The organism is Pseudomonas baetica (assembly GCF_002813455.1).
GTDB lineage: Bacteria > Pseudomonadota > Gammaproteobacteria > Pseudomonadales > Pseudomonadaceae > Aquipseudomonas > Aquipseudomonas baetica.
Genome location: NZ_PHHE01000001.1, coordinates 1,363,292 through 1,375,650 on the forward strand (window position 1 = coordinate 1,363,292; position 12,359 = coordinate 1,375,650).

Consider the following 12,359-nt stretch of genomic DNA (forward strand, 5'->3'; position numbering starts at 1 on the left):
GGGAGCAAGCCTGCTCGCGAAGGGGCCGTCAAATTCAATCCATCAAGCGCTTCTGGAAAAAATGCCGCTTGTGCCCCGGCGGATAATCGACGATCTCGCCAAACTGGCTGAACCCCAGCTTCTGGTAAAACCCAGGCGCCTGAAAGTCGAAGGTGTCCAGCCACATGCCCTGGCAATTCTTCTCTCTGGCCAACGCTTCGGCCATGGCCATCAGTTCCGAGCCAATGCCCCGTCCCCGGCCCTGTTCGGGCACTGACAGCAACTCAATGAACATCCACTGAAAAATCACACGACCATACAAGCCGCCAAGGATTGCATCGTGGTCATCGCGCACCATGAGGGCGAACGGTTCTGACTTTGAGCCGCCCGTTTTGGCATCGTTATACGCAATCAGGGGCAAGAGTATGGCTTGGCGTTGTTCGTCGGTGGGGTTGTGCGACAACTCGATACGCAAGTTCATGCATGACTTCCTTGTGGTGAGAACCCGCAGCCTATCCTGTGCAGGGGGCGTCCTCCAAGCCCCTCTGTAACTCGGTGGAACCGCCGCGCTCGCGCTGCGGTCTAGCTTTTTACAGCGTCATTCCAGAACGCGGTTGATGAGGACACCCCATGAACATTTTCGAAGCTCTTCGCGAAAGCCATGACCGCCAGCGCACCTACGCCAAAGCCCTGATCGAGACCAGCGGCGATACGCCGGAGCGCGTCGAGGCCTACAAACAGCTCAAAGCCGAACTGCAAGCCCACGAAACCGCCGAAGAACGCCACTTCTACATTCCGTTGATGGAATTCGACAACGGCGTCGATCTCAGCCGTCACGCCATTTCCGAACACCACGAGATGGACGAGATGATGGAGGAGCTGGATGAGACCGAGATGTCGAGCCCGGCGTGGCTGGCCACTGCGAAAAAGCTCTCGGACAAGGTCCATCACCACCTCAAGGAAGAAGAGCAGAAGTTCTTCCAGATGGCCGGCAAGTTGCTCAACGAAAAACAGAAAGAGCAGCTAGCCGGAGCGTACGAAAAGGAGTTCCAGGCTCAATTGCCGTGAGTCGCCGATGCGCGACTTAGTGACGTCGACCTGTACGCCTTTGGCTATGCGTTGAGTAGGAATCGCCACAATGTACTGTGTTTATATCCAGTATTTTTGGTGTTTGACCCATTGTGTCCATCATGGCTGCGACAAAACCGCCGATGGACAAAAAATCCCCCTCCGTTAGCGTGAAGACCTCTCCTCGGAAAGGAGAGTTCTTAAATCAACGGAGTGAAAACCATGAATCAACCACAACCACAAGCACAAACCCAACTGCGACACGGTCGCGTCGTCTCCCCGGCGAGCCGCGGTGCGGTCGCCATCGAGCAAGGATTGCTCGGTGCCTGGCAGGTCAATGAAATGGAAGGCGGCAAGAACTTCCCGGCACTGGCGGCCGGGCCGTTTCCGGCGCCCTACGAAACCGACTCTGCCAGTGTCGCGCCGCCGGCTGACGGCTACATCCTCAGCGGCGGCAAGACCGATCCGCGTGATTGCGTGAACTTCACTGATGAAGAGCTGAGCAAGAAGCTCGGGCGTCCGTTCTCTTGGCCGCTGCTCAATGTCACCGCGGGCCAGACCCTCGAGGTCAAATGGGAATACACCGCGCCGCACACCACCCGTGGCTATCGCTGGCTGATTACCAAGGATGGCTGGGACCCGAAACAGCGCATCAGCCGTGCGCAACTGGAAGCGCAACCGTTCTTCGAGGACTTCTACACTCAGGTGCCTTATTACAGCCATTCGGCGGAGCTGAAGGCCAAGGTCAACCATTCGGTGAAACTTCCGGCGAACAAGAAGGGGCATCACGTCATCGTGCTGATGTGGATCGTCGCCAACACCGGCAATGCCTTCTATCAGGCCTTCGACGTCGACTTCAAATAACGGAGCAACGCGCCAAATCCACAGGTTCTGAAGGATTAGAACATGTCAAAAATCGACTTCTCTTTAATGCAAAACCCGGCAACTGATGTGGCGTCGCTGATGCCGAGCATTGCCGGTAAAAAGATCCTCATGGGCTTCTGGCACAACTGGCCGGCAGGACAGAGTGATGGCTATCGGCAGGGCCGGTTTGCCAGCATCGCGCTGGAGGATGTGCCCAAGGAATACAACGTGGTCGCCGTGGCCTTCATGAAGGGCAGCGGAGTTCCGACCTTCAAGCCGTTCAACGTTTCGGATGCCGAGTTCCGCCGTCAGGTCGGCGTGCTCAACAGTCAGGGGCGGGCGGTGCTGATCTCCCTTGGCGGAGCCGATGCGCACATCGAACTGCGCAGCGGGCAGGAACAGCCGCTGGCCAACGAAATCATCCGTCTGGTGGAGACCTACGGCTTTGATGGGCTGGACATCGATCTTGAACAGAGCGCGATTGATTTCGCTGCCAACAAGACCGTTCTGCCAGCCGCGCTGAAACTGGTCAAGGATCACTACGCCGGCCAAGGCAAGCACTTCATCATCAGCATGGCCCCGGAGTTTCCGTACCTCACCAGCAACGGCAAGTACGTCGATTACCTGCAAGCGCTGGAAGGCTACTACGACTTCATCGCCCCACAGTTCTATAACCAGGGTGGCGACGGGGTCTGGGTGCCGGAGGCCAACAACGGCGCCGGCGCGTGGATCGCGCAGAACAACGATGCGCTGAAAGAGGATTTCCTCTACTACCTGACGGAAAGTCTGGTGACGGGCACGCGGGGTTTCACCCGGATTGCCGCCGACAAATTCGTCATCGGTCTGCCGGCCAACGTCGACGCAGCCGCCACCGGTTACGTGATGGACAAGACTGTGGTGGGCAATGCGCTCAAACGGTTAGCGATCAAGGGGCATCCGATCAAGGGGCTGATGACGTGGTCGGTCAACTGGGACAACGGCGTCAGCAAGGACGGTGTGCCGTACAACTGGGAGTACAGTCGGCGTTACGGGCCGCTGATTCATGGCGCCCGAACAGTGGGGCAGGAAACGGATGACGCGTTGTCGCGCGTCGCTCGTTAGTCGCACATAAAGAAGCCCGGTAGCGCTGCCGGGCTTTTTTGCGTGGGCCAGGCAAGCAAGGCTCGGATGTGAGTCATGGCGGGGCGGGTTGTTTATCCGATTGGGCGTGCTCGGTACATTGAGTGAATGACTTGATGAGATCCAGCAAGCTGGCAGCTGCCTGGTTGATCTGTGAATCTGTAAGCGCCGCGTAGCCAATCAGAACGCCGGGTTTGACCGCGTGACTGCTGGTGAATGCGCAGACCGGTTGCAGGCAAAGGTTGAAAAGGGCAGCCCGTGTGCAGAATTCTCTTTCATCAATATCTGCCGGTAACCGGAGCACAAAATGTAATCCGGATTGCTCGCCAGAAATGTGCAGATCAGGGTTTTCTCGCAGCTTTGAGATCAGCAAATCTCGTCGATGTTGATACGTCTGTCGCGAGATGCGCAAATGTCGTACATATTTTCCGGTGCAGAGAAACTGGTTGAGTGCGAGCTGACCCAGTATGCCTGGCGTTTGGCCGGTGTCTTCGATGAGGTTGATGACTTTCTTCTGCAAATGTTTGGGAATAACCATGAAGCCCAGACGAAAGTTGCTGAACAGGGTTTTATTGAAGCTGCCGCAGAAAATCACCCGGTCGTGTGTATCTATTGATTTGATGGCGGGCAAGGGCGCACTGCCATAGTTGTACTCGCTGTCGTAGTCGTCCTCGATGATGATCGCATTCGCGGCGGTCGCCCAGGCCAGCAGGGCCTTGCGGCGCTCCATGCTCATGCAGACGCCCAAAGGCGCCTGATGAGAGGGCGTGACATAAATGGCCTGAACTTGACTGGCTGGTGACAGCGCTTCAACGATCAGACCTGCATCGTCCATTGGAATATCGATGATTGTGTTGCTGGAGCAATTGAATATCCGCCTTGCCCAGTAATAGCCGGGATCCTCCATGGCGACGACTGCCTCTTTTCCCAATACCCGGCTGATAAGGTCGAGGCAGTGTCTGATGCCATGGGTAATCACGATGTCTTGAGGTGAGCAGTCAATCCCCCGATAGATCTGGATATGGTCGCAAATGGACTTGCGCAAGTTCTCGTCACCCCCAAGTGATGAGGCCGATACTGCGGTGGCGAGGTCTTTGGCGGATGGTGTGCATAACGACTTTAGATCTTTTTCTTCGAGCAATCCCGGATCGGCCAGTCTGGCAATAAACGGAACATACGGCTGTAAATAAGTGATGGACGCCGGTGAATCAGATAACCGGTGAGTATCAAGTTCGACTTGCAGTTCCTTCGTTCTGGCTGCCGCGATCATGTCGTCCGGCAATGTCGCACAGACAACCGAGCCGGCACCCTGCTTGCGAATGATGAAACCTTCTTCGCGTAATTGATCGAAAACTGTTTCCAGGGTCCCTCGTGAAACTCCCCATCTTTGCGCAAGCGTGCGCGTGGAGGGCAGCGCTTCGCCGGATTGGAGTCGACCGGAACTGATCAGGTGTTCAAGGAAACGGCACAAAAGCTGATGTTTGGTGGACAGCGAATGTTCAGTCAATTCGAACGGCAAGACTAGGTCGAGGCCAACTGGCCGCTTACCTCTGGTCATAGTGGTACACACCAAAATCCATTTAATGGATCTTCATCTTATCGCGGCATACAAATACGCTCAACGCCGCTCAAGCTAACGCGTTGAGGGGTGGCGCGCGAGTCATTGGGGTCAAGAGAAACTGGATTGGTATAGGGATATCGACGGCAATGACTGCTTTTGAAAAACTGTCAACACTCAATAAGACTAATCATCGCGAGCCGCAACTAAAGATTGCGATAGTCGGAGGGGGGGCAACAGCGATTAGTGTAATTGATGCGTTGCAGCGAGACGTAAAGCTGAAAAGTATGGATGTTGCAATTACCCTTTTTGAGCCTGACAAGAAAATCGGTCCAGGTCGCGCTTATCAAAACGATGGTGATTATGGATTGATTAATCGCCAGGCCCGATTCATGTCCGTGAAAAGTGATGATCCCCGGCACTTTGTAGGGTGGGTCACTCATAAATATGGAAGTGCATTGGCGCAACTTGATTTCTTGCCCCGTCACTATTTTGGCGAGTACTTGTCTGATTGTTTTGCCGAGCAAGTGGCGCTGGCGCGCGACCTGAAGCGTCCGATTCGGGTGATCGGGCAAAAGGTCACCAGCTTGACGATGCACGATGACAAAGCGGTCGTCGGTGTGGAAAACGGGCCGCAGCAAGTATTTGACCGTGTGATTCTGTGCATCGGTACCGCTGAGCCGGCGGATATCTTCTCGTTGGCCTGTTCCCAGAACTACATCGGCAATCCGTATCCGATGTGGACCAAATTTTCCGCGATTGGCGGCGACGATCAGGTGGCGATCATTGGTTCCAGCCTCTCAGCTGTCGATGCGGTCCTGGCCCTGAATGCCCAGGGACACCGTGGGAAGATCGTCATGCTGTCGCGCAATGCTTTGCTGCCAGCGGTGCGCATGCCGCATCACGACTTCACTTACAAGGTCATCACCCGCGAACGTATCGAAGAGCTGCGTGATGAAGCAGGGATGATCTCCTGGTCGAAATGGCTTGGCCTGATCACCTTCGAACTGACTGCCCAAGGGGTGGATCTGGAGAAGCTCAAGGCTGAACTGGCGCCTGGTCAACTGCCTTTCGAGCGGCTGGAGCGCCATCTTCAAGCGTCGACCCGCGGCGAAAAGTGGCTGTCCATTCTGATTGATATTGCCAACGACTACGTCGAGCTGGCCTGGGATAGCCTGAGTGCGGGCGATCGCAGTTATTACATGGCCAACTATCATTCGATTTTCATGAGCCTGTGCAACCCGATGCCTCCGGCGACGGCCAACAAATTGCGCAATATGCTCGAATCCGGGCACCTGGTGATTCGTCCTGGCCTGAAGGGCGTGGAACTGAGCCCCGGTGGCGGTTTTGTCCTGAATTACCAGGCAGGCGCTTGTCATTCCGACTGGGTGATCAACGCCACGCGATCTGAAACGGGTGGTGTCGGGCAGACAGGTACCGAGCTGGTGTCCTCGATGGTCAACAATGGCGTCGCTCAGCACCATCCGTTTGGTGGGCTGCACGTGTCATTCGGCTCGCACAAGGTAATCGACCGCAGTGGCAAAGCCAGCGACGCTATTTATGCCCTGGGCCAACTGGCTGCCGGTAACCACTACTACACCAGTTCACTGGCCATGATCACACGTCAGATCGACCGGGTCCTGCCGCATTTGCTGACTACTGATCAATACCTCAAGGAGCTTTCTGCGTGAAGTCCAGCAGCCCCGTCATCCTGTTGCCTGCAGCTTTATTGGCGGCTGTCATCGTGCCGCAGCTCGGACTCGGCCTGATGACCCCCACCGTGGCAAAACTGGCTGAGGAGTTTCGAGTCCCTCATGAGGCGATTCAGGAAACGTTCGTTGTTTACATGATCGGGTATGCGTTGTCGGTGGTATTGGCAGGTATTCTTGCCGATCGTATCGGAGCCCGTCGCGTACAGATTTCGGGGTTGCTGATTTGTGCTGCCGGGTGCCTGCTTGCAGCGCTCTCGGACTCCTTTTACCTGTTTGCGGTTGCGCGTTTCATGCAGGCCCTGGGAGGTTGTGTGGGAACCGTAACGACCAGACTGATCGTGAAATCGGATTATCCGGAAAGCAAACGACTGCGAATTCTCACCACCCTTGCCTCGGCGATCGCACTCACGCCATGTATCGCACCGTTGCTCGGCGGCATGCTGTTACCTTCGATAGGATGGCGCTGGATGATGGGCGGTGTGGGGATCTTCAATCTCGCGGCATTGGTGCTTTTCTGGCAGGTCGACACCTCTCCGGGGGCATCGGATTCGACGGGACGCAGCATCATTGCTGTTTATGCCGACAACTTCAGAAATGCGGATTATCTGGCATACGCTGCCGGCATCAGTCTGGTGTGGATGAGTTACTTCGTGTTCCTGTCCTGTTCGACTTATGCGCTGCAGACGGAACTGGGCCTGTCCAGCCTGGGTTACGGCGCGGTGATCTCCCTGTGCGCCGTCGGTTATGTGATTGGCAGTACGCTGGCGCGAGTCTTGAGCGCCAGGTGGGAGTTGAACGAGATCCTGCTGCTTGGAAGCAGAGTAGGCATGGCCGGGTGCATTTTGCTGGGCATTCTGTTGTCGATGTTTGGCAGTGGGCTGCCGGCGCTGCTGATTCCAATGGTGTTCATTCTGTTGTCGGTCGGGATGGTGATTCCCGCGACTCAGGCCGGGCTATTGAAGAGTGTCAGCCGCGATATCGGTATTTCCTCCGGGCAGTTTTTCTTTTTCCAGATGGCTGCGGGGGCCGGTTACGGTTGGCTGGTCAGTTCCTTTTCTGAACTGGGCGTTCGTGGCCTGGCACTGTTTATCGCCATTCCGATTGTCGTGTTATTCGTTTTCCTGAATATGTCGCAGGCACTGTCGAAGTCCCCGGAAAAACAGTTGAAGGCAGTCTCTCGGAGTTGAGATTGTTGTTGCTGCGACCCTGATAAAAAAAACAAGGAAGTGTAGTCGTGCAGTATCTGAAATCGCTGAAGTTGAACAGTGTGTGTTATGACATTCGTGGCCCGGCACTGGAACAGGCCAAAAAGATGGAGGAGGACGGCCAGCGCATTCTCAAGCTGAACATCGGCAATCCGGCTCCCTTCGGTTTCGAGGCGCCCGAGGAGATACTCCAGGATGTGATTCGTAATTTGCCCACGGCGCAAGGTTACAGTGACTCCAAAGGCTTGTTCAGCGCACGCAAGGCAGTCATGCAGTACTGTCAGCAGAAGCAGATCGAGGGCGTCGGCGTCGACGATATCTACCTGGGCAATGGCGTCTCCGAGCTCATTGTGATGTCACTGCAGGCGCTGCTGAACAATCGCGATGAAGTACTGGTGCCTGCACCGGATTATCCGTTGTGGACCGCCGCGGTGAGTCTTGCCGGCGGTAATGCGGTGCACTACATGTGCGACGAACAGCAGGACTGGTGGCCGGACCTCGATGACATGCGGGCCAAAATCACCCCCAACACCCGAGCTCTGGTCATCATCAACCCCAACAATCCCACCGGTGCGGTGTACCCGCGAGACGTGCTGCTGGGAATGCTGGAGATCGCGCGCCAGCACAATCTGGTGGTGTTCTCCGACGAGATCTACGACAAGATTCTCTACGACGAGGCTGTGCACATCAGCACCGCGTCGCTGGCGCCGGACCTGCTGTGCCTGACCTTCAACGGGTTGTCCAAGTCGTACCGGGTGGCCGGGTTTCGCTCCGGCTGGCTGGTGATTTCCGGGCCCAGACAGCATGCCGCCGGCTACATCGAAGGCATCGACATGCTGGCGAACATGCGCCTGTGCGCCAACGTTCCGGCACAACATGCGATCCAGACCGCGCTGGGGGGGTACCAGAGTATCAATGACCTGGTCTTGCCTCAGGGGCGCCTGCTCGAACAGCGCAACCGGGTGCATGAACTGCTCAACGCTATTCCTGGCGTCAGTTGCGTCAAGCCGATGGGCGCGCTGTACGCGTTTCCAAGGCTCGATCCGAAAGTTTGCCCGATCAAGGATGACGAGAAGTTTGTCCTCGAGCTTTTGATGTCGGAAAGGCTGCTGGTCGTCCAGGGCACCGCGTTCAACTGGCCCGCTCCCGACCATTTTCGCGTGGTCACGTTGCCGGCATTGCCGGACATCGAAGACGCCATGGCGCGGATTCATCGATTCATCAGCAGCAAGTCGGTCAACAACCTGAGCGTTCGCCGAATGTCGAATAACGCCCGGCACCTGTGGCCGGTCTTCTGAATCCAAACGCAGATCAAACAAGCAAGTTGTCATGCCAGACGTAAGTTCGTGGCAGGTGTGACAGCGCAAAGTGTCAGACGGCTGGATGCCACGCTCGGCCAACTCTCTAAGTTGTGCAGCATAAAGGAATGGGTATGCGGAACTTTGATGCGCAGGTTTCTTATCGGGTCATGCTTTCTCAAGATGAGGTTAATCATCATGGAAGCCGTTGGGAGAAAGAGGCCTTGAGTGAGCTGGAAGAGCGACTTGGGGCAGGTTCCGACTTTCCCTGCATCTTTTCCAAGAACGCATTCAAGAAGTCTTCGATCAAGTTTGTATTTGTCGACGCTTTGGATGCCCAGGGGCTGGCGAAACTGGCTGAAGGCTTGAAAGAGTATGTAACGCTTTCCAGAACATGGAGTGGTTCAATCGAAGACGCTTATCCGCTGATCGTGTTCTTTTCAAAGGACGCGATATCGGCCAGTACTGCGCAGGAGTATCAAGCCGCCGGGTGGGGGGTGCTGCAGAGCCTGCACTGGCTGGATGAAAGCCCCTGGCCGGACAGCGTCGATGTCGACCCGGAGTCACCGTTCTGGTCGATGTGCTTTGCTGGAATGCAACTGTTTGTGAATATGAGTTCTCCCGCACACACAGTACGCAAGAGCAGAAACCTGGGCTCCAGATTTGCGCTGGTGATTAACCCGCGTGAACGCTTCGATGTATTTGCCGGCGATACCGTGGGCGGACGTAATGTTCGCGCCAATATCCGCAAACGCATCCTTAAATATGATTCGTTGCCCCACGCCTTGCAATTGGGCGGTTTTGGATCTGGCGCCAAAGAGTGGTGGCAATACGGTTTGATTGAAGAAAATGCAGAGCGCACGGATGTTTGTCCATTCAAACATTCCAGCCATGAAAATAAAGAGGAAGCCTGATGTTCAAGTTGATTGTATCCAACGGCAGAGTGGCAGACCGCACGGCATTTACCCGCGTCGGTGCCTTGAAGGCCGCGTCGGCACTTGAAGCCAGGTATGGTGTGGTGCCGCTGTATATCGGTGATGGCCGGTGCGAGCCGGCTGCCGATGACTGGACAGTCAGTCTGCCGGCGGGACGTGAGCAGATCGACGCACTGCATCGCGCCGTGGCCTGTGCGGTAGAGGAGCAGCTACTCACGGTGGTCATCAACGGAACGTGCCCGGCCAGCCTGGGCAGCGTACCTGCGGTGGCGAGACATTACCCGGACCTTTGCCTGGTGTGGATCGATGCCCATGGTGACTTCAATATCCCGACGACCACGGACACGGGCTACCTGGGCGGGATGGTGGTGTCTGCATTATGTGGTCTCTGGGACAGCGGCTGTGGCGCCGGCATCCGTGCGCAGAACGTCATTCTGGTCGGCGCGCGCGACATCGACGGGCAAGAGCAGCGTCTGCTGAGCGCCAATAATGTGCGCACGCTTTCCCCGCAGCAGGCAACGGCTGAAGCCGTGCGCAGCGCTATCGGCCAATCACAGGTCTGGGTGCACATCGATTGGGATTCGCTTGAGCCTGGCTACGTGCCCGCCGATTACGCAGTGCCCGGGGGTCTGCTGCCGCAACAGCTCGCGGCGATCCTGGGAGCGATTCCGCTCGAGCAGATCGTCGGCCTGGAAATCGCCGAGTTCAATGCATCCTGCGATGCGGCGACGGCACAGCGCGCGACCCGCTGCATCATCGATATCGTTGACCCGATCCTGTCCAAAGCGTGTCTTGAGGCGAGTGTGTGCCATGCATAAACCGGCTGATGCTGCCCGGCTGCGTTTCAGCAAGATGCACGGTGCGGGCAATGACATGATCATTCTGGATCTGCGTGATGCGCAGGATCCGTCGCGCGAATTGTGCAAGTACCTGGCTAACCGCCATAAAGGTATCGGCGCCGATATGGTCCTGGGTGTCAAGGCCGCGCGCAATCCGTCGTCCGTTGCCTCGTTCGATATCTGGACGGCGCAGGGCGAGTCCTCCCGGCAATGCGGCAACGGCGCGCGGTGTGTCGCCGCCTGGCTGGTTCGGGCAGGCCTGACGGATGCGTCCGAGTTCACCCTCGACAGTCCTTCCGGTACCCACAAGGTCCGGGTCATGGAGGACGGCAACTATCAGATCAGCATGGGCGCGCCGAATTTCTCGCCCGCCGCCATCCCGGTGTTCGGCTTCGACGAAGCGCAGTCGGCTTATCAACTCGAACTCGCCGGGCAACACCTGGAGTGTTCGGCGGTATCGATGGGCAACCCGCACGCGGTGATCGAAGCCGAGCGCAATCAGTATGAGATTCCTGCTGTCGGTAGTGCCCTGCAAAACTCCGGGTATTTCTCCCCTGACGTCAATGTCGGATTCGTGCAGTTGCAATCCCGGAACAGGATAAAACTCAAGGTCTACGAATTCGGCGCTGGCGAAACGCTGGCCTGCGGCAGCGGTGCCTGCGCGGCGGTCGCGGTGTTGGCGCGGGCCGGGCGGGTCGACAGTTCGGTCGAGGTCGAACTGCCCGGCGGAACCCTTGAAGTCACCTGGGAGCGTGGCTTGTCCGCGATGTACCTCTCTGGCCCTGCTGAATTCGTATTTGATGGAGAACTCGCTCATGCCGTTGTATGAAAGCATTCTGGACACGATCGGCCGTACGCCAATCGTCAAGCTGCAAAGGCTCGCCCCGGAACACGTCAGCATTTATGTGAAGGTCGAGTCGTTCAACCCCGGTGGTTCGGTCAAGGACCGACTGGCGCTGGCTGTGGTACTCGACGCCGAAGCCAGGGGCCTCTTGAAGCCTGGCGATACGATCGCCGAATGCACTTCCGGCAATGTCGGCATTGCGCTGGCGATGGTTGCCGCGGCGCGTGGCTATAACTTTGTGGCGATCATGTCCGACAGTTACTCGATCGAACGGCGCAAGCTGATTCGTGCCTATGGCGGCAAGGTTCTGCTGTTTCCTGCTCACCTGGGCAGCAGCGGCGGCAACCAGATTGCCGATGAACTGGCGCACAAGTTTGGCTGGTTCAGATCCCGACAATTCGATAACCCGGCCAACCCTTCCTATCACCGTGAAACCACCGCCACCGAAATCCTCGGTGATTTTGCCGGTAAACGCCTGGATTACTTTGTCACTGGTTTCGGTACCAGCGGCACCCTGACCGGCGTTGGCCAGATGCTGCGAGTCGCGCGACCTGCCGTGCAGATCGTTGCCGCAGAACCGGAAAATGCCGCGTTGCTGTCGGGCGGCACATGGGGCGTGCACCAGATCCAGGGGCTCGCGCCCAACTTCACGCCGACCATCATGGACAAGACTGTCATCGATAAAGTCCTGACCGTGAACGAGTACGATGCGCGCGACACTTCGCAGCGTCTGGCCAGGGAGGAGGGGATCTTCGTCGGCATTTCCTCGGGCGCCTCGGTCGCCGCAGCGTTGAAGGTTGCCGAAACCGCAGCGGCCGGTTCAGTGCTGCTGGCCATGCTGCCGGATACCGGTGAACGTTATCTCTCGACCTTCCTGATGGACGGCATCGCCGAAGATTCCGACGATGACTGGTTGCAGTCGCTCAAGCCGTAACAGG

General features: G+C 57.1%; 10 protein-coding genes and 2 pseudogenes. 10 read left to right on the forward strand and 2 right to left on the reverse strand.

The features are described from left to right. Positions 1-34: 34 nt before the first annotated feature. A complete protein-coding gene (locus tag ATI02_RS06165; protein ID WP_100845749.1) occupies positions 35-460 on the reverse strand; it encodes a GNAT family N-acetyltransferase in 426 nt (141 codons plus the stop codon). 149 nt (positions 461-609) lie between these two features. On the opposite strand from ATI02_RS06165, the gene ATI02_RS06170 reads away from it, so the two are divergent. The 3 genes and pseudogenes from ATI02_RS06170 to ATI02_RS06180 form a co-directional block, all read left to right on the forward strand. Then, entirely contained in the window at positions 610-1,047 is a 438-nt protein-coding gene (locus ATI02_RS06170) for a hemerythrin domain-containing protein (RefSeq protein WP_095189699.1), read from the forward strand. 222 nt (positions 1,048-1,269) lie between these two features. After that, positions 1,270-1,911: a lytic polysaccharide monooxygenase auxiliary activity family 9 protein gene (locus tag ATI02_RS06175; protein WP_100845750.1), complete on the forward strand. Its 642-nt coding sequence runs from the start codon at positions 1,270-1,272 to the stop codon at positions 1,909-1,911. Between the two features lie 42 nt (positions 1,912-1,953). Continuing rightward, positions 1,954-2,955: pseudogene (locus ATI02_RS06180) on the forward strand (chitinase); the annotation flags it as partial. 130 nt (positions 2,956-3,085) lie between these two features. On the opposite strand, the gene pdxR reads toward ATI02_RS06180, so the two are convergent. Further along, positions 3,086-4,549, reverse strand: a complete 1,464-nt coding sequence (gene pdxR / locus ATI02_RS06185; protein ID WP_161555380.1) for a MocR-like pyridoxine biosynthesis transcription factor PdxR — start codon at positions 4,547-4,549, stop codon at positions 3,086-3,088. A gap of 188 nt (positions 4,550-4,737) precedes the next feature. On the opposite strand from pdxR, the gene ATI02_RS06190 reads away from it, so the two are divergent. The 7 genes and pseudogenes from ATI02_RS06190 to cysK all read left to right on the forward strand — a co-directional run bounded on the left by ATI02_RS06190 (position 4,738) and on the right by cysK (position 12,355). Next, on the forward strand, positions 4,738-6,279 hold the full coding sequence (locus ATI02_RS06190) for an FAD/NAD(P)-binding protein (RefSeq protein WP_095189703.1): 1,542 nt from the start codon (positions 4,738-4,740) through the stop codon (positions 6,277-6,279). Continuing rightward, the gene (locus tag ATI02_RS06195) at positions 6,276-7,487 is read left to right on the forward strand and encodes an MFS transporter (protein WP_095189704.1); all 1,212 of its coding nucleotides are present in this window, start codon (positions 6,276-6,278) and stop codon (positions 7,485-7,487) included. Before ATI02_RS06190 ends, ATI02_RS06195 begins: the two co-directional genes overlap by 4 nt. A 47-nt stretch (positions 7,488-7,534) precedes the next feature. Next, a pseudogene (locus ATI02_RS06200) lies at positions 7,535-8,728 on the forward strand (pyridoxal phosphate-dependent aminotransferase); the annotation flags it as partial. Between the two features lie 209 nt (positions 8,729-8,937). Continuing rightward, complete coding sequence (locus tag ATI02_RS06205) at positions 8,938-9,717, forward strand: YqcI/YcgG family protein (RefSeq protein WP_100845753.1); 780 nt, start codon at positions 8,938-8,940, stop codon at positions 9,715-9,717. After that, entirely contained in the window at positions 9,717-10,556 is an 840-nt protein-coding gene (locus tag ATI02_RS06210; RefSeq protein ID WP_100845754.1) for an arginase family protein, read from the forward strand. The genes ATI02_RS06205 and ATI02_RS06210 overlap by 1 nt, the downstream gene beginning before the upstream one ends. Continuing rightward, complete coding sequence (gene dapF, locus ATI02_RS06215) at positions 10,549-11,406, forward strand: diaminopimelate epimerase (protein ID WP_238156256.1); 858 nt, start codon at positions 10,549-10,551, stop codon at positions 11,404-11,406. The genes ATI02_RS06210 and dapF overlap by 8 nt, the downstream gene beginning before the upstream one ends. Beyond that, entirely contained in the window at positions 11,393-12,355 is a 963-nt protein-coding gene (cysK, locus tag ATI02_RS06220; protein ID WP_100845755.1) for a cysteine synthase A, read from the forward strand. Before dapF ends, cysK begins: the two co-directional genes overlap by 14 nt. The last annotated feature ends 4 nt before the right edge of the window (positions 12,356-12,359 follow it).

Bases quoted from the DNA above. Each gene is read 5' to 3' on its own strand.
- ATI02_RS06165 (WP_100845749.1), bottom strand. From the start codon at position 460: ATGAACTTGCGTATCGAGTTGTCGCACAACCCCACCGACGAACAACGC.
- ATI02_RS06170 (WP_095189699.1), top strand. From the start codon at position 610: ATGAACATTTTCGAAGCTCTTCGCGAAAGCCATGACCGCCAGCGCACC.
- ATI02_RS06175 (WP_100845750.1), top strand. From the start codon at position 1,270: ATGAATCAACCACAACCACAAGCACAAACCCAACTGCGACACGGTCGC.
- ATI02_RS06190 (WP_095189703.1), top strand. From the start codon at position 4,738: ATGACTGCTTTTGAAAAACTGTCAACACTCAATAAGACTAATCATCGC.
- ATI02_RS06205 (WP_100845753.1), top strand. From the start codon at position 8,938: ATGCGGAACTTTGATGCGCAGGTTTCTTATCGGGTCATGCTTTCTCAA.
- ATI02_RS06210 (WP_100845754.1), top strand. From the start codon at position 9,717: ATGTTCAAGTTGATTGTATCCAACGGCAGAGTGGCAGACCGCACGGCA.
- dapF (WP_238156256.1), top strand. From the start codon at position 10,549: ATGCATAAACCGGCTGATGCTGCCCGGCTGCGTTTCAGCAAGATGCAC.
- cysK (WP_100845755.1), top strand. From the start codon at position 11,393: ATGCCGTTGTATGAAAGCATTCTGGACACGATCGGCCGTACGCCAATC.